The 16025-nt window shown below is 67.9% G+C and carries 18 protein-coding genes; 9 read left to right on the top strand and 9 right to left on the bottom strand.

Annotation, left to right across the window (positions count from 1 at the left end; genetic code table 11):
- Positions 1–87: 87 nt before the first annotated feature.
- Positions 88–1686 carry a chromosomal replication initiator protein DnaA gene (gene dnaA / locus DFR72_RS39765; protein WP_090072004.1) on the bottom strand — a complete coding sequence of 533 codons (1599 nt, stop codon included), beginning with the start codon at positions 1684–1686 and terminating at the stop codon, positions 88–90.
- A 346-nt stretch (positions 1687–2032) separates the two neighbouring features.
- Between dnaA and rpmH the strand changes: the two genes are divergently transcribed.
- The 5 genes from rpmH (at position 2033) to DFR72_RS39790 (ending at position 4429) form a co-directional block, all read left to right on the top strand.
- Positions 2033–2176, top strand: a complete 144-nt coding sequence (rpmH, locus tag DFR72_RS39770) for a 50S ribosomal protein L34 (RefSeq protein ID WP_030465619.1) — start codon at positions 2033–2035, stop codon at positions 2174–2176.
- A 74-nt stretch (positions 2177–2250) separates the two neighbouring features.
- Positions 2251–2544 (top strand): ribonuclease P protein component, encoded by a 294-nt coding sequence (gene rnpA / locus DFR72_RS39775; RefSeq protein WP_342768719.1) that lies wholly within the window; start codon positions 2251–2253, stop codon positions 2542–2544.
- Complete coding sequence (yidD, locus tag DFR72_RS39780; protein ID WP_030480223.1) at positions 2541–2798, top strand: membrane protein insertion efficiency factor YidD; 258 nt, start codon at positions 2541–2543, stop codon at positions 2796–2798. Before rnpA ends, yidD begins: the two co-directional genes overlap by 4 nt.
- 5 nt (positions 2799–2803) lie before the next feature.
- Positions 2804–3835 (top strand): membrane protein insertase YidC, encoded by a 1032-nt coding sequence (yidC, locus tag DFR72_RS39785; RefSeq protein WP_090072002.1) that lies wholly within the window; start codon positions 2804–2806, stop codon positions 3833–3835.
- A 30-nt stretch (positions 3836–3865) separates the two neighbouring features.
- The gene (locus tag DFR72_RS39790) at positions 3866–4429 is read left to right on the top strand and encodes a Jag family protein (protein ID WP_090072001.1); all 564 of its coding nucleotides are present in this window, start codon (positions 3866–3868) and stop codon (positions 4427–4429) included.
- Between the two features lie 981 nt (positions 4430–5410).
- Here the strand turns inward: DFR72_RS39790 and DFR72_RS48020 are convergent.
- Positions 5411–5854 (bottom strand): protein-tyrosine phosphatase family protein, encoded by a 444-nt coding sequence (locus tag DFR72_RS48020; protein WP_369679981.1) that lies wholly within the window; start codon positions 5852–5854, stop codon positions 5411–5413.
- Positions 5855–6058: 204 nt separating this feature from the next.
- Here DFR72_RS48020 and rsmG point away from each other — a divergent pair, with 204 nt between their 5' ends.
- The 3 genes from rsmG to DFR72_RS39810 all read left to right on the top strand — a co-directional run bounded on the left by rsmG (position 6059) and on the right by DFR72_RS39810 (position 8639).
- A complete protein-coding gene (gene rsmG, locus DFR72_RS39800; RefSeq protein ID WP_090072000.1) occupies positions 6059–6706 on the top strand; it encodes a 16S rRNA (guanine(527)-N(7))-methyltransferase RsmG in 648 nt (215 codons plus the stop codon).
- Positions 6707–6798: 92 nt separating this feature from the next.
- Entirely contained in the window at positions 6799–7674 is an 876-nt protein-coding gene (locus DFR72_RS39805) for a ParA family protein (RefSeq protein ID WP_245983842.1), read from the top strand.
- The gene (locus tag DFR72_RS39810; RefSeq protein ID WP_090071998.1) at positions 7671–8639 is read left to right on the top strand and encodes a ParB/RepB/Spo0J family partition protein; all 969 of its coding nucleotides are present in this window, start codon (positions 7671–7673) and stop codon (positions 8637–8639) included. Before DFR72_RS39805 ends, DFR72_RS39810 begins: the two co-directional genes overlap by 4 nt.
- Before the next feature lie 88 nt (positions 8640–8727).
- Here DFR72_RS39810 and DFR72_RS39815 read toward each other — a convergent pair whose 3' ends face one another.
- Together DFR72_RS39815 and DFR72_RS39820 are read right to left on the bottom strand one after the other, a co-directional pair.
- Positions 8728–9672 (bottom strand): D-alanine--D-alanine ligase family protein, encoded by a 945-nt coding sequence (locus DFR72_RS39815; RefSeq protein WP_090071997.1) that lies wholly within the window; start codon positions 9670–9672, stop codon positions 8728–8730.
- A gap of 16 nt (positions 9673–9688) precedes the next feature.
- A complete protein-coding gene (locus DFR72_RS39820; protein WP_090071994.1) occupies positions 9689–11005 on the bottom strand; it encodes an aminotransferase-like domain-containing protein in 1317 nt (438 codons plus the stop codon).
- 134 nt (positions 11006–11139) lie between these two features.
- Here DFR72_RS39820 and DFR72_RS39825 point away from each other — a divergent pair, with 134 nt between their 5' ends.
- Positions 11140–11772 carry a GNAT family N-acetyltransferase gene (locus tag DFR72_RS39825; RefSeq protein ID WP_090072241.1) on the top strand — a complete coding sequence of 211 codons (633 nt, stop codon included), beginning with the start codon at positions 11140–11142 and terminating at the stop codon, positions 11770–11772.
- A 53-nt stretch (positions 11773–11825) separates the two neighbouring features.
- Here DFR72_RS39825 and DFR72_RS39830 read toward each other — a convergent pair whose 3' ends face one another.
- The 5 genes from DFR72_RS39830 to sigM all read right to left on the bottom strand — a co-directional run bounded on the left by DFR72_RS39830 (position 11826) and on the right by sigM (position 15963).
- Entirely contained in the window at positions 11826–12965 is a 1140-nt protein-coding gene (locus tag DFR72_RS39830) for an N-acetylmuramoyl-L-alanine amidase (RefSeq protein WP_090071993.1), read from the bottom strand.
- 221 nt (positions 12966–13186) lie between these two features.
- Entirely contained in the window at positions 13187–13516 is a 330-nt protein-coding gene (trxA, locus tag DFR72_RS39835) for a thioredoxin (RefSeq protein ID WP_090071992.1), read from the bottom strand.
- A 34-nt stretch (positions 13517–13550) separates the two neighbouring features.
- Positions 13551–14531 carry a thioredoxin-disulfide reductase gene (gene trxB / locus DFR72_RS39840; protein ID WP_090071986.1) on the bottom strand — a complete coding sequence of 327 codons (981 nt, stop codon included), beginning with the start codon at positions 14529–14531 and terminating at the stop codon, positions 13551–13553.
- A 77-nt stretch (positions 14532–14608) separates the two neighbouring features.
- Positions 14609–15349, bottom strand: coding sequence for a hypothetical protein (locus tag DFR72_RS39845; protein WP_245983843.1), 741 nt, complete (start codon positions 15347–15349; stop codon positions 14609–14611).
- On the bottom strand, positions 15346–15963 hold the full coding sequence (gene sigM / locus DFR72_RS39850) for an RNA polymerase sigma factor SigM (protein WP_090071983.1): 618 nt from the start codon (positions 15961–15963) through the stop codon (positions 15346–15348). Before sigM ends, DFR72_RS39845 begins: the two co-directional genes overlap by 4 nt.
- Between the last annotated feature and the right edge of the window lie 62 nt (positions 15964–16025).

Raw genomic sequence — 16025 nt, forward strand, 5'->3', positions numbered from 1 at the left:
GCCGGGGCCCGGTCGCCCGCTGCGTTCCGGGCACACGAAAAAGGGGCCCTCCGCGATGGAGGACCCCTTCGTTGCCACCCGGGTGGATCAGGGAGTGTGGCGGGCGCGCTGCTTGATGCGCGACGTCAGCTCCTGCACCTGGTCGTAGATCCGCCGGCGCTCGGCCATCTCCTTGCGGATCTTCTTGTCCGCGTGCATGACCGTCGTGTGGTCGCGGCCGCCGAACGTCTGGCCGATCTTCGGCAGCGACAGGTCCGTCAGTTCGCGGCACAGGTACATGGAGATCTGCCGTGCCTGCGCGAGCGCCTTCGTCTTGCCGGGGCCGCACAGGTCGTCCATCGAGACCTGGAAGAACTCGGCGGTGACCGCCATGATCATCGGCGCGGTGATCTCCGGCGCGTGCGAGTCCGGGATCAGGTCGCGCAGGACGATCTCGGCGAGCTGGATGTCGACCGGCTGGCGGTTGAGCGACGCGAACGCCGTGACGCGGATGAGCGCGCCTTCGAGCTCGCGGATGTTCCGCTCGATGCGGGAGGCGATGAACTCCAGCACGTCGGCCGGGGCCGCGAGCCTGTCCTGAGCCGCCTTCTTGCGGAGGATCGCGATCCGGGTCTCCAGCTCGGGCGGCTGGATGTCCGTGATCAGGCCCCACTCGAACCGCGTGCGCAGGCGGTCTTCCAGCGTCTCCAGCCGCTTGGGCGGCCGGTCGCTCGACACCACGATCTGCTTGTTCGTGTTGTGGAGCGTGTTGAACGTGTGGAAGAACTCCTCCTGCGTACCTTCCTTGCCCTCCAGGAACTGGATGTCGTCGACGAGGAGGACGTCGATGTCCCGGTAGCGGCGCTGGAAGGCGACCTTGCGGTCGTCACGCAGCGAGTTGATGAAGTCGTTGGTGAACTCCTCGGTCGACACGTACCGCACGCGCATGCCGGGGAACAGGCGCTGCGCGTAGTGCCCGACGGCGTGCAGCAGGTGCGTCTTGCCGAGGCCGCTCTCACCCCAGATGAAGAGCGGGTTGTACGCCCTGGCGGGAGCCTCGGCCACCGCGACCGCCGCGGCGTGCGCGAACCGGTTCGAGGCGCCGATGACGAACGTGTCGAAGTTGTACTTCTCGTTCAGCCGGGTCTGCGACGGCGACGGGTTCGCGGGCCGCGTGTACGGGAGGTTCGCGTTCGACGCCGCGCCGACCGCCGCGTTGGCGGTGTTGAACGTCGGCCAGATCTCGGTGACGGCGGCGAGCGCGTCGCCGGCCTCGTCGACCTCTTCCTCCGCACCGTCGGCCGCGCCCACGTCGTCCGTGATCACGGAGCCGGGCGTGTCGCCGTTCGGAACGCCGGGAGCCGGCGGGATCTGGACCGGCGCCACGGGCTGGATCGAGTGGACCGGGATCGGCGTGGTCGGCGGGCTCACGGGACTCACCGGCTCCGGCGAGTCGACCTTCACCGCCAGGGAGACGGTCCGGCCCAGCCTGCGGGACAGCGCGGCGGTGATCGGATCGCGCAATGCGCGTTCGATCGCTTCCTTCGCGAAGTCACTGGGAGCAGCGAGCAGTGCCGTTCCATCCAGCAAACCGATAGGACGGGTGACCCTCATCCACGCGCGCTGCTGGGGGGACAGGTGGCTGGTCGCCAGTTCCTGCACCACCTCGGCCCACACGAGACCAAGATCGACCTGCTGGTTCGACACCTCCGCGCTCCCCTCCCCTCCACCGGAGCCAAAGACTCCACACGTGGACACGGAGAATAGAGGTATCCACAGAGTTATCCACAACTGTGCACTAAAAGGTGCGTTGTGTTGCCGGTCGGTGGCGGCTCCCACGCCAGCCCCGGCAGCGCGAAGGACGAACGGTAACAAGGCCCGGCACGGCTCACAAGACGTGGCGTGGCCCACCCCGATTTGGTCGGCGCACCCGGGCATGCGTACCCTCGTACGAGTCTCCCGCTTGCGACGGGCGCCTTTCGCGCGCCTACGTCCACTGCCGTCGGGGACAACCACAAGGCTTTGTCAGCAGTGAAGCACCGGGAGACCGACCGTGAGCAAGGGTAAGCGCACCTTCCAGCCCAACAACCGCCGCCGCGCGAAGACGCACGGCTTCCGGCTGCGCATGCGGACCCGCGCCGGCCGCGCCATTCTGGCCGCGCGCCGCAGCAAGGGCCGTGCGACTCTGTCCGCCTGACCGCGGCTGGTAAGCGCAGCGTCGTCGTGCTACCACCGGCCGCCCGGCTCACCCGCAGCCAGGACTTCGGCCTGGTGGTCCGCAGAGGCCGCCGCGCCGGACGACCCCGGTTGGTCGTCCACGTCTTGAAGCCTGACGTGCCCACCTTGGATTCGTCCAAGGTGGGCTTCGTCGTGAGCAAGGCAGTGGGCAACTCGGTGGTACGCCACCGCGTCTACAGGCGCCTGCGCCACGTGGTGCGTCCCGCCCTGGCAGAGATGCCGCCGGGAACTCTCGTCGTGGTCCGGGCGTTGGCTCCAGCAGCCGAGGCGTCGAGTTCCGAACTCGCCGCCGATTTCTCTTCTGCCCTGCGCAAGGTGCTGCGATGACCACGTTGCCCGCGAAGGTCGCGCTGCTGCCGGTGCACTTCTACCGGAAGTTCATCTCGCCGCTGCTGCCGCCGACCTGCCGCTTCTACCCGAGTTGCAGCGCGTACGCGGTGGAAGCCCTGACAGTCCACGGCGCACTTCGAGGGACCTGGCTGACCATCCGCCGGTTGCTGCGCTGCGGACCCTGGCACCCTGGAGGCCTGGACCCCGTTCCGCCGAGGCGGCAGGTCCCCGACGTATCCACCGAGGAGTAGCTCCCGTGCTCAACTTCATCTACTACCCGGTGTCCTTCATCTTGTGGTGTTGGCACTGGGTGTTCGGCAAGGTCTTCGGTGAGTCGAGCGGCTTCGCCTGGGCACTGGCCGTCATCTTCCTGGTCTTCACCCTCCGCGCCATCCTCTTCAAGCCGTTCGTCGGCCAGGTGCGCTCCATGCGAAAGATGCAGGAGTTCGCGCCGGAGATGCAGAAGATCAAGAAGAAGTTCCCGAACGACCGCCAGCGCCAGGCGCAGGAGATGCAGAAGCTGCAGTCCGAGCACGGCGTCAACCCGCTCGGCGGCTGCCTGCCGATGCTGGTGCAGATCCCGGTGTTCATCGGCCTGTTCCACGTGCTGCGCTCGTTCAAGCCCGGCTGGGGCGAGGTCTACTTCTTCGACAAGCAGGGCGTCGACTCGTTCGTCAACGCCAAGCTCTTCGGCACGAACCTCTCGACGTTCATCACGATGCCCGGCGACCAGCTGGCCCAGTACGGCACCGAGCGCCTGAACGTCATCCTGCTGTCGGTGCCGCTGATGATCGTGGCGTCCATCGCGACCCACTTCACGGCCCGCCACTCGGTCGCCCGCCAGAACCAGGCCGCGCTGGACAACCCGCAGACGGCCATCATGAACAAGCTGACGCTCTGGATCTTCCCCCTGGGCGTCCTCGCCGGCGGCTTCTTCTTCCCCGTCGCGATCCTGCTGTACTGGCTGTCCAACAACGCGTGGACCCTCGGCCAGCAGCACTTCGTCTACAAGCGCATCGACTCCGAGGAAGAGGAGAAGAAGGCCACGGTCGTCGAGACCCGCCAGGCCCTCGCTCCGAAGCCGGGTGCGAAGCCGGTCAACCCGAAGAAGCCCGCCCCCGGAGCCAAGCCGGCCAACGGCGCCAAGCGCATGCCGACCGCGGGCCCGAGCGGACCGCCGAAGGCCTCGACGGACGACGCCACGAACGGCAACGCGAACACCGAGATCCCCGGCCTGACCCCAGGCCGATCCACCAGCAAGAAGCCGGGCAGCAAGAAGCGCCGCTGATTTCGGGCGTTGCCCCGGAGAGGAGACATCGTGTCGGAGACCTTGCAGGCGACCGACGACGTGGAGGCGTCGTCGGAGGCCGCAGCCGAGTCCGAGACCACGGCCGAGCCGCAGTCGCAGAGCAAGACCGAGGACCTGCTCGTCCAGGAAGGCGACATCGCGGGCGACTACCTCGAGCGCCTGCTGGACCTGCTGGACTACGACGGCGACATCGACCTGGACGTGGAAAGCGGCCGGGCCATCGTCAGCATCGACGGCGGCGAAGACCTCGCCAAGCTGGTGGGCCCCCGAGGCAACGTCCTCGAATCGCTCCAGGAACTCACCCGCCTGGCAGTCCAGCAGGAAACGGGAGTCCGCTCCCGCCTCATGCTGGACATCGCCCAGTGGCGAGCAGGCCGCCGAGCAGAACTGGCGGAGATGGGCAAGACCACCGCAGAAAAGGTGGCCGCCTCAGGCGAACGCGCCCGCCTGCACCCCATGACCCCGTTCGAGCGCAAGGTCGTCCACGACGCCGTCGCCGCGGTCGCGGGCGTGCACAGCGAAAGCGAAGGCGAAGAGCCGCAGCGCCGGGTCATCATCTTCCCCAAGCCCTGACGTCTCGCATCACTCACGGCCCCTGGTTCCTTCCGGAACCAGGGGCCGTTTGCTGTCCCGGCCAGCACGAGCACGGGACCGAGCGCGGGGGCAGGAGAAGCTCAGTTCCGATTTGGCACGGACACCTCCGCCAGACAGTCGCCGCGCGAACGACAGACAGGTCCGCCGACATGCAAGTCGCAGCGAGGGGGCGCGGCACCTGGTGGCGACTGGTCGATACGCGCGGCATCTCAAGGAGACTCCCCGCACGGTCAGGGCAATGGCGAAGCCGAGCCACCCTGCCGCCCAACGCAAGGGCGGAGCCGAGGCGTCCCTCCTCACGCGCAGGGCAACGGCGAAGTCGAGCCGCCCTGCCGCCAGTCGCAAGGGCGAAGCCGAGCCGTGTGAACCTAGGCCTGCCGGATAAGCGGTGGTGACCCACGCACTGCGCGATTGGGGCTTTACCTTGAGTGGGCGGGATGCTCCCCTCATGGGCACGGCCGGGCGCTTTTCAGCCCGGCCTTTTCCGGCCGTTTAAGCATCCCGCCAGAGGCTCGAGGTCAAGCCCCAATCGCTATCGTCGCGCAGCGGCGATGACCCGCACCGGCCCGGTACTGCCCGCCCGGCCACCCACGCAAGGCGACCGCCCGCACGACAGGCGACCACCCCGCTGGAACAGGAACAGGCCAACGCAAGCCGACCCAGGCACTGCCTCCGCGTCCGCCCTCGCAAGGTGACCTGAGTGCATTGGTGACCACTCCGCTGGAACGCGACAAGCGGACACAAGCCGACCCGCGCGGCTGCCTACGCGCCCGCCCTCGCAAGGTGACCTGAGCGCATTGGTGACCACCCCCGCTTGCACAGGAACAGACCAACGTAAGCCGACCCGCGCTGCACCTCCGAATCCAGCCAGCCCAAGCCGCCCCCGCGCAACACCCCCAACGTGTTCCACGTGAAACACCCACCCCACAACCAGCCCGAGTGAACGCATCAACCCTGCGATCAGCGAGACGCACGCCCATCCCACCAAGTAGCCAACCACTCTCTCTGCTCCGCCGTATCCGGCACCACAAACCCCCGAGCCGCCGCGATCAACCGCCAAGCCTCCCCCGGCTCCACCCCGTCCATCCCCAACAACAACCCGGCCAACAACGAAGACCGCCCAATCCCAGCCCAACAGTGGAACACCACATGCGCCCCACTCCGGTACAGCGCATGCAGCGGCTCGACCGTAGCGACAGCAGACTCCACATCCGGCACAGTCCGATCCTCAATCGGAAAACACAAGTACCTCAGCCCGGCAGCGACAACCACCGCCTCCTCATCCACAAGATCGCACTCGACCCGCTCACCATCGGTCTGAGCCGACACGAGCACATCCACACCAAGCCGGCGCAACTCGCGGATCTTGCCCTCCAGATACACGCCGCCAGCCGGATGGCTCATCGTCGAGACGGTGCCGGGACCGGGCCGATCCACGGTGTAGAGCAACGAAGCCAACTTTCCCCCAAGTTTCACGTGAAACGGCGCTCAGGATTTGGCGCCGCACGCGGTCGATCCGTCATGATGGTCCCCTGGCATTCGCCAGCTCTTCCACCGGCCGCCGGGACACCGCGCCGCGTGGTTTCACGTGAAACGCGGACGGAGAACATGGCCGGGGAGTTGCCCGACAGCGCGAAGCTCGTCTTTGGTGAGCACGTTGAGCGTGCCGCCGAGTTCGTCAGGCTCCTGGAGGAGTACGGCGTGGAGCGTGGACTTATCGGTCCTCGTGAAGTCGAGAAGATTTGGGATCGGCACGTGCTGAACTCGGCGGTGATCGAGGAGCTGTTCCAGCCGAACGAACGTGTCGTCGACGTGGGCTCGGGCGCCGGCTTGCCGGGGGTGCCGCTCGCCATTGCACGGCCCGACCTGAGGATCACGCTTCTCGAGCCGATGGCGCGCCGCATCGCGTGGCTCGAGGAAGTGAAGGAACGTCTTCAGCTGGACAACGTGACGGTCCTCCGGGGACGTGCGGAGGAAGGGCCGATCCGCAAGCAGCTGTTGAACTCCGACGCTGCGACTGCGCGGGCGGTGGCTCCGCTGGAGAAGCTGACGAAGTGGTGCCTGCCGCTCCTCCGGGGTGGCGGGCGGATGGTCGCGCTCAAGGGCGAGCGTGCGCAGGAGGAGCTGGAACGCGACGGCGAGGCGGTGCTCAAGGCTGGGGGCGCCAACGCACATGTCGTCGTCGTGGGAGCGGATGTACTTGAGGTGCCGACGACGGTGCTCATCGTGGAGCGCCAGATGCGGAGGGTTCGTTGAGCGTGTACCCGGAGTTCCACGCAGCCGATGTTCCACGTGAAACGCCCTCCAAACACAAAGCCAAGCCGACCAACAACGGAGATGACAGCGCCGTGGTGTGGACCCCGATTGCAGAAGAGGCGGCTCGTGCGGCAAGCGTGCTGCACCCCGATGAGTCACTGCTCCCCCGTCCGACCCATCGCCGGGTGATGACCGTCGCCAACCAGAAGGGTGGCGTCGGCAAGACGACGAGCACGGTGAACCTCGCCGCGGCGCTCGCCATTCACGGACTCAAGACGCTCGTGATCGACCTCGACCCGCAGGGCAACGCCAGCACGGCGCTGTCCGTCGAGCACCGCAGCGGCACGCCGTCCGTCTACGAGGTGCTGCTCGGCGAGATCTCCATCGCCGAGGCGGCTCAGGTCAGCCCGACGTCGCCGAACCTCTTCTGCGTGCCCGCGACGATCGACCTCGCGGGTGCCGAGATCGAGCTCGTCTCGATGGTGGCGCGTGAGTCGCGGCTCAAGGAGGCGCTCTCCTCCGAGGCGCTCGACCAGCTGCAGCCCGACTACGTCTTCATCGACTGCCCGCCGAGCCTCGGTCTGCTGACCGTCAACGCGATGGTGGCGGCGCAGGAGGTGCTGATCCCCATTCAGTGCGAGTACTACGCGCTGGAAGGGCTGAGCCAGCTGATCCGCAACATCGAGCTCGTGCAGCAGCACCTCAACCCCGATCTCGCGATCTCCACGATCCTCCTCACCATGTACGACGGACGCACGAAGCTCGCGGACCAGGTGACCAGTGAGGTGCGCGGCCACTTCGGCGACGTCGCTCTCCGGACGGTGATTCCGCGCAGCGTGAAGGTCTCCGAGGCGCCAGGATTCGGGCAGACGGTGCTGACGTACGACCCGGGCTCGCGTGGGTCGATGAGTTACCTCGACGCCGCCAAGGAGATCGCGATCCGCGGGGCCAAGAAGGAGGGCGCATGACGGAGCAGCGCAAGGGCGGACTCGGGCGCGGTCTGGCCGCACTCATCCCGCAGGGTCCGCCGGCCGGTGCGCCGAGCACGATGCGTCCCGCGATGGGCGGCAACGGGTCCACCAAGACCCTGACCCAGCAGCCTGCCGGTGAGGTCGCGGGCGCGATCTACCGCGAGATCGCGGTCACGGCGATCAGGACGAACGCCAAGCAGCCGCGCCAGGTGTTCGACCAGGATGCGATCGACGAGCTCTCGTTCTCCATCAAGGAGTTCGGGCTCATGCAGCCGATCGTGGTCCGCGAGCTGACCGCGGACACCTTCGAGCTCGTCATGGGCGAGCGCCGGTGGCGGGCCACGCAGCAGGCCGGGCTCAAGACGATCCCGGCCATCGTTCGGCAGACCGCCGACGACGTCATGCTGCGCGACGCGCTGCTGGAGAACATCCACCGCGTCCAGCTCAACCCGCTCGAAGAGGCGGCGGCGTACCAGCAGCTGCTGCAGGAGTTCGGTGTCACGCACGAGGAACTGGCGGACCGCATCGGCCGCAGCCGCCCCGTCGTCACGAACACCATCCGGCTGTTGAAGCTCCCCCTCCCCGTTCAGCGACGGGTCGCGGCGGGTGTGCTGAGCGCCGGTCACGCGCGGGCGCTTCTCGGTCTGGACGACGCGGGAGCGCAGGAAGACCTCGCGGCACGGATCATCGCCGAGGGCATGTCGGTCCGCGCAACCGAAGAAGCGGTGACGATCGCCAAGAACGAGAAGCCGAAGAAGGAGAAGGCCGCCCCGCGCAAGCAGCTGCACGCGCCCGGTCTGCAGGAGCTCGCCGAGCGCCTCTCCGACAACTTCGACACCCGAGTGAAGGTCGAACTCGGGCAGCGAAAAGGCCGGATCGTGGTCGAATTCGGGTCAGTTGATGATCTTCAAAGGATCATCGGCATGATGAGCCCAGAAACGACAATTCGGACATCGGAGTAGGCCCATAGGATCACACCAGGGCCTTATGTCACGGTGACGATGACGCCCCGCATCCAATCGGATACGGGGCGTCACCTATGAAGAGAGGTCAACGAGCGACAGCGCGCTCGATCAAACCGGCGTAGATCTCGCCCAGCGACTGCCCCGCCGCTTCGACGGCCATCGGCAGGAGCGACGTCTCGGTCAGTCCCGGCGACACGTTCACTTCGAGGAAGTACACGGTGCCGTCCTCGGCCACGATGGCGTCGGTCCGCGACACGTCCCGCAACCCGAGCAGCCGGTGCGCCGCCACCGCGAGCTCCCCCACCGCCTTGGCCGAGGCCGCGTCCAACCGGGCCGGCGCGTGGAAGTCCGTCAGCCCCGCCGTGTACCGGGCGGTGTAGTCGTAGACCCCGGTCTCCGGAACGATCTCGACGGCCGGCAGCGCGTACGGACCCTCCGGACCGTCGACGACCGCGACCGCCACCTCCACTCCGGAAATGAACTGCTCGGCGAGAACGGTGTCGCCGTATGCCAGGCACCCGACCATCGCGGGCGGCAACTCGGCGGCGTCCCGGACGACCTGAGCGCCCAGCGCCGAGCCACCCTGGTCCGGCTTCAGCATCAACGGCAGTCCCAGCGTCGAGACCATCGCGTCGAGCACCGGCTTGGCACCCAGCTCCCGGAACGTCGCGTGCGGCAGCACGATCCACTCCGGCGTCGCCAGTCCGGCACGGGCGAGCTCGGCCTTCGCGGTCGGCTTGTCCCACGCCCGCCGGCACGCCCGCGAGTCCGTGCCCACGTACGGCACGCCGAACATCTCGAGGATCGCCTGCACCGAACCGTTCTCGCCCTCACCGCCGTGCAGGGCGACGACGACGGCATCCGGGCGGTGGTCCCGAAGACGCGTCAGCAGTGACGCGTCGGCGTCCCACTCCTCCACCGTCACGCCCACGGACCGCAGGGCGGCAGACAGCCGGCGTCCGGAGCGGATCGAGACTTCACGTTCGTGGGAAAGCCCACCGGACAGCACAGCGACCATGCGGTCAGCCACAGCAGAACTCCAAGGATCAGGCGGTGTCGGGCGACGGGGTCTGCGGACCGGACAGCTGGCGGCCCGGCGTCGCCCCGAAGGTCGCGGCCAGCTGCATCTCTTCCTCGATGACGTTCGCCAGGCGGCGGACGCCCTCACGGATGCGTTCCGGCGTCGGGTAGCAGTACGAGATCCGCAACTGGCGGGAGCCGAAGCCGTCCGCGTAGAAGCCGGTGCCGGACGCGTAGGCCACGCGGGCCGTCACGGCGCGGGGCAGCATCGCCTTCGTGTCGATGCCCTCCGGCACCGTCACCCAGACGTAGAAGCCGCCATCCGGAATGTTCCACGTGGAACCTTGCGGCATGTGCTGTTCGAGGGCGGAGATCGCCGCGTCACGGCGTTCCCGGTACGCCTCGCGGTAGGTCTTGATCTGGCCCTTCCAGTCCTGCGTCGACAGGTACCGGGACACGATCATCTGGTTCAGCGTCGGCGGGCACAGCGTGGCCGACTCGGCGGCCAGCACCAGCTTCTCGCGGACCGCGTGCGGCGCCAGCACCCAGCCGACCCGCAGCCCGGCCGCGAACGTCTTCGAGAACGACCCGAGGTACACGACGTTGTCCGGGTCCATCGACCGCAACGCCGGGTAGGTCTGCCCGTCGAACCCGAGCAGTCCGTACGGGTTGTCCTCCACGACCAGCACGCCGTACGTCCGGCAGATCTCCAGGACCTCGGCCCGCCGCGACACCGCCAGCGTCACGCCGGCCGGGTTGTGGAAGTTCGGGATCGTGTAGAGGAACTTGACCCGCTGACCGTTGCGCTTGCAGGCCTCGAGGGCCTCCCGCAGCAACGACGGTACGAGCCCGTCGGCGTCCATCGCGACGTGCACGACCTGAGCCTGGTACGCGGTGAACGACCCGAGAGCGCCCACGTAGGAGGGACCCTCGGCGATGACGACGTCACCGGGGTCGCAGAAGATCCGGGTGACCATGTCGAGGCCCATCTGCGAGCCCACGGTCACCACCACGTCGTCCGGGTGGCCGTTGATGCCTTCCAACGCCATCACGTCGCAGATCTGCTCGCGCAGCGTCGGAACACCGTGCGCCGAGCCGTACTGCAGGGCCACCAGGCCCTCGGAGGCCACCAGCTGACCGATCTCCGCGGACAGCGACTCCAGAGGCAGAGCGGCCAGGTGGGGCATGCCACCGGCCAGCGATACGACCTCGGGACGGGACGCGACTGCGAAAAGTGCCCGGATCTCCGATGCCGTCATCCCTGCCGTGCGCGCTGCGTAGCGGCGGAGGTGGGGGTCAAGGCTTCTGGGGCCCTGCTTGGCGGGCTGTCCGGGCACAGTCATGTGGGACTCCTGTATAGGAAATGTCCCGAGCGAGTGTAACCGTCGTCCCGTTCAGGGCACGCGCCTTCCGGGTTCCGTCACATTCGCCTACCCTCGTATGGGTTCGCTTTGTGTGTTAACGGGTGGAGGTCGGGGTGTCCCGTCGCGTCGTAGGCGTCACGCTGGACAACCTGGAGCATCTCTCCAAGCACAGCAGGACGTGCGTTTTCTGGGAACTGGCTCCTCATCTGCGTGAACAGGCCGAGGAGTACGGCGACACCGAGTTCGAGAAGGAAGCCTGGGTCTCCAGCGTCCTGCTCGAATGGGGTTCGTGCGGTCGCATGATCTACTGCGACGGCATCCCCGCCGGTTCGGTCTTCTACGCACCACCGGCCGCCGTTCCGCGCAGCGCCGCCTTCCCCACGTCTCCGGTGAGCCCGGACGCGGTCCTCATGACATCGCTGGACGTCCTCCCCGAGTTCCGAGGGGGCGGGCTCGCGCGAGTCCTCGTGCAGGCCGTGGCGAAGGACCTGACGCGTCGTGGCGTGAAGGCCATCGAGGCGTTCGGCGACATGCGCCCGGACGACGAAGGGGCCAGTTGCGTCACGCCGGCCGACTTCCTCACGAGCGTCGGCTTCAAGACCGTGCGGCCGCACCCCCGCTGGCCCCGGTTGCGGATGGAGCTCCGCAGCTCCATCACCTGGAAGGAAGACGTGGAGGCCGCTCTCGAACGGCTCCTCAACAGCGTCACCGTCTCCACCGCGGAACCCAGCTTCCGCCCGGTCTGAGACAGCGAAAAGGCCCCCTCGCCGAAGCGGAGGGGGCCTTTTTCGTCAGAACGTCAGCCCTTGGCCATCTCGTAGCGCAGCAGGTCGTTGAACGTGAACGTGCCCGTCGGCTGGTCGTCCTTGCCGAGCAGGTACAGACGCTTCACGGCCACGAGGATGCCCTCGGCCACGATGTCGCGGAACCCCGGGGTCGCCAGCCGTGCGCGGTCCTCCGCGTTCGTCAGGTAGCCCACCTCGACGCGGACGGCCGTGCAGCGGGTGAGCCGCAGCAGTTCCCACGTCTTCGGGTGCGAACCGCAGCTCGACATCGTCGTGCGGGCGGTGACCTCGCGCTGGATGAACCCGGCCAGCGCCTCACCGACCGTCGACGACGTGCCGTTGCCGGTGCCGTAGTGGAACGTCGCCACGCCCTGCGCGTTCGGCGACGAGTTGCCGTCGCTGTGCAGGGACAGGATCAGGTCGGCACCGGCCTCGTTCGCGAACCGGGCGCGCTCGTTCTCGTCCGGGCAGTTGTCCGGCCCTCGCGTGAGCAGCGCCTCCATGCCGGTGGCGGCCATCTTGCCTTCGAGGCGGCGAGCCAGGTCCAGCATCAGATCGGCCTCGCACAGCCCGTCCACGACCACACCGCGGTCCTGGCCACCGTGACCGGGGTCGATGACGATGCGCTTGCCGGACAGGCGTGAACCGGCACCGCGCAGCTTCTCCTGCTCGCGCAGCAGCTGCGGACGGCCACCGCGCACCTTCGGCTGGAGCTGGCGCAACGCGCGCACGGTGTCCGGACCGCACATGCCGTCCACGATCAGTCCGTAGTCGCGCTGGAAGTTCTTCAATGCCTGCTCGGTCTGCTGGCCGAACACGCCGTTGGCGCGGCCGGCGTCGTAACCGAGCTCCAGCATGCGTTCCTGCAGGGCCAGCACGTCGTCACCGGTCGTCGGCTGCGACATCAGGAACGCGAGTGGCCGGTCCCCCAACCGGAACGTCGCGTCACGCAGCGAACGGTAGGTAGCCGGGCCGACGATGCCATCGATGATCAGCCCCCGCTGCTGCTGGAACGCGCGCACTGCGTGCTCGACCTGCTGGTCGAACACCGGCGGCGCCTGTGGGTCGGCCGGCGGAAGCAGTCCGAGCCTGGTCAGGGTCGACCGGATCTCGGCAACATCACTTCCGACGTCCCCGCGGCGGAGCAGCTGCATGCACCCTCGCTCGACTAGGGCGCCGAACCTGGTCGGCGCGTCAGTTGGGAAGTCTTCATTGTGCCCTGCTGCGCTAAGTGATCGATGCAGGGCTACTCACAGTCGTACCGAGATCACCGCCCCGGTACCGAAAACGAACGTGACCCGCTCGTCTTATCGATAGACGGGCGGGTCACGTTGCGCGTTGCAAAGAACTTCTCAGCTCCTGCAACTTCCTGGACTCAGGAGAGCACGTCCGACAGGTCCTTCAGCAGCGCGGCCTTGGGCTTCGCGCCGACGATCTGCTTCACCGGGCGGCCGCCCTGGAACAGGATCAGCGTCGGCACGGACATGATCTGGTAGTCGCGGGCGATCGACGGGTTGGCGTCGATGTCGACCTTGGCGATGGTGATCTTCTCGCCGTGCTCGGCCGCGATCTCCTCCAGCACCGGGGCAACCATCTTGCACGGGCCGCACCAGGTCGCCCAGAAGTCGACCAGCACGGGCTTCTCGCTGGTCAGCACGTCGTCCGCGAACGACTTGTCGGTCACCGTGACGGTGGCGCCTGCCATGTTGATCTCCCTAAAAAGACTCGCAGAAGGAACTTCAGTTGCTCTTGCCGTAGCCGCCACCGACGGCGTCGGCGGCCATCTCGGCCTGCTCGGTGCCGTGCTCGGCCAGCCACCGCTCCGCGTCGATCGCAGCGCTGCAACCGGAGCCGGCGGCGGTGATCGCCTGACGGTATTCGTGGTCGACCAGGTCGCCGGCGGCGAACACGCCGTCCAGGTTCGTGTACGAGGACTTGTCCTTGGTCAGGACGTAACCCTCCGCGTCGAGGTCGACCTGGCCCTTGACCAGCGCCGAGCGCGGGTCGTGGCCGATCGCGAGGAAGAAACCGGTGACGGGCAGCTCGGACTCGGCGCCGGTCTGGGTGTCCTTCACCTTGATCGACGACACGGTGCCGTCACCGAGAACGTCGGTGACCTGCGTGTTCAGCTGCCACCTGATCTTCTCGTTGGCGCGGGCACGCTCCAGCATGACCTTCGAGGCGCGGAACTCCTCGCGGCGGTGGATGACCGTCACGGACTTGGCGAAGCGCGTGAGGAACGTCGCCTCCTCCATGGCCGTGTCGCCGCCGCCGACCACCGCGATGTCGTGGTCGCGGAAGAAGAACCCGTCGCACGTCGCACAGGCGGACACGCCGCGGCCGAGCAGCTCCTGCTCGCCGGGGATGTTCAGGTAGCGGGCCGCGGCACCCATCGCGAGGATGACGGCCTTGGCCTCGTACTCGACGCCGTTCGCGACGACCTTCTTGACCTCACCGGTCAGCTCGACCGACTCGACGTCCTCGGCGCGCAGCTCGGCACCGAAGCGGGTGGCCTGCTCGCGCATCTGCTCCATGAGCTCGGGGCCCATGATGCCGTCGCGGAAGCCCGGGTAGTTCTCGACCTCGGTCGTCGTCATGAGGGCGCCGCCGTACTGCGAACCCTCGAAGACCAGGGGCTCCAGCTGCGCGCGTGCCGCGTAGACCGCCGCGGTGTAGCCCGCCGGTCCCGATCCAATGATGATCACGTTGCGCACGCTCACGGCTCTGCAACTCCTCGATCTCGTCGTCTGACTGGCTCAACGGATCGTAGGTGCAGCTAATTCCGTGACTTGAACGACTACCTCTGACCCACGGTCGTGTCCGCGAGAACGCCCTCCGGCTTGTCCGGCCCGCAGGTGGCCGGGTCCAGCACGACCAGGCGGTACTTGCCCAGTCCTGCGGGCAGGATCGCCATGACCGCGGACTTGCCCTCGAGGTCGATCGGGCTGATGCCGAGCGGGGTGCCCGAGCTGGTGATGCCGCCGCCCTTCAGACAGCCGGCCAACCGGTCGGGGGTCTCCAGCGGGCCGTAGTTCTGCGCTTTGAGCACTTCACCGACCGCGGAGCCCAGTTCGTCGCGTTTGAGCGCGAGCGGAGGAGCCGCACCCGGCTTGGTCGTCGGCGCGGGCGCGGCGTCGTTCGCGGGCGGCTGCTGCGCACCCGGTGACACGGCCAGCACGATGCCGAACGCGGCCGCCGCGGCGACCAGCACACCGGCACCGCCCATGCCGAGACGGCGGTTGCGGCGCTTGCGGGCGTCGTTCAGCGACACGACCGGCGCGATGCCGGGGCGGGCCTCCGCGGCCAGCGCCGCGTCGATCCGCGCGGCCACGTGGTCGGGCATCGGGACGGGCGGCAACGACCGCAGGTCCTCCAGCGTGGCGTCGAGCGCCTGCAGGACCTCCCTGGCGTCGGCGTCCGCCTCGACCCTCGGACGCAGCTGTGCGGCGACCTCAGGGGGCAGCACGCCCGCGTGCAGGTCCGCGATGAGGTCAACAGACCACGGCGGACCCATCGGCACGCGCTCCATGCCGGTCATCGGCCCTCCCACTGACGTTGCTCTTGCACATTCACACCGTCAGCTGGGACGTTCGCATCTGCGATTCGGTTCCTGAGGTGCCCGAGAACTTTGGCCAGCTTGGCGCGACCCCGCGCACACCGGCTCTTGACCGTGCCCTCCGCGATGCCGAGCATCTTGGCCGTCTCGGCGACCGAGTACCCCTCGACGTCGACGAGCACGATGGGCGCGCGCTGCTCTTCCGGCAGCTCCATCAACGCCTGCTGCACCATCAGGCTGGTCTCGCGGTCGCTCATCGCGTCACGGGGAGCGACGGGTTCGCCGGGACCGGCCTCGGGCAACGGCACTGTCGGTCTTGTTTGTCGGCGTCTCATCCGATCGAGACACGCGTTCACCACGATCCGGTGAAGCCAGGTGGTCACCTGTGACTCTGCGCGGAACGACGACGCCGCCCGGAAGGCCGAGATGAACGCCTCCTGCAGCGCGTCCGCGGCCTCTTCGGGATCACGCAGCGTGCGCAACGCCACCGCCCACATCCGGTCGCGGTGCCGTTTGACCAGCTCCGAGAACGCGTAGGGGTCACCTGCGGCGTGGGCCGAGATGAGGTCGGCGTCCGAGCTGGCTGCGGCGGTCACAGGAGGGACTTTAGCGAGGGTGATCACAGATCACCCGGACAGGGCTACCCAGAGTGCGGGCG

It is taken from the genome of Lentzea flaviverrucosa, from assembly GCF_003350445.1.
In the GTDB taxonomy this organism is placed as follows: domain Bacteria; phylum Actinomycetota; class Actinomycetes; order Mycobacteriales; family Pseudonocardiaceae; genus Lentzea; species Lentzea californiensis.

What these genes read in the sequence shown, in the direction of transcription:
- yidD (WP_030480223.1), top strand. Translation starts at nt 2,541, where the DNA reads ATGACCACGTTGCCCGCGAAGGTCGCGCTGCTGCCGGTGCACTTCTAC.
- DFR72_RS48020 (WP_369679981.1), bottom strand. Translation starts at nt 5,854, where the DNA reads ATGAGCCATCCGGCTGGCGGCGTGTATCTGGAGGGCAAGATCCGCGAG.
- rsmG (WP_090072000.1), top strand. Translation starts at nt 6,059, where the DNA reads ATGGCCGGGGAGTTGCCCGACAGCGCGAAGCTCGTCTTTGGTGAGCAC.
- DFR72_RS39810 (WP_090071998.1), top strand. Translation starts at nt 7,671, where the DNA reads ATGACGGAGCAGCGCAAGGGCGGACTCGGGCGCGGTCTGGCCGCACTC.
- DFR72_RS39820 (WP_090071994.1), bottom strand. Translation starts at nt 11,005, where the DNA reads ATGACTGTGCCCGGACAGCCCGCCAAGCAGGGCCCCAGAAGCCTTGAC.
- DFR72_RS39830 (WP_090071993.1), bottom strand. Translation starts at nt 12,965, where the DNA reads ATGCAGCTGCTCCGCCGCGGGGACGTCGGAAGTGATGTTGCCGAGATC.
- trxA (WP_090071992.1), bottom strand. Translation starts at nt 13,516, where the DNA reads ATGGCAGGCGCCACCGTCACGGTGACCGACAAGTCGTTCGCGGACGAC.
- DFR72_RS39845 (WP_245983843.1), bottom strand. Translation starts at nt 15,349, where the DNA reads ATGACCGGCATGGAGCGCGTGCCGATGGGTCCGCCGTGGTCTGTTGAC.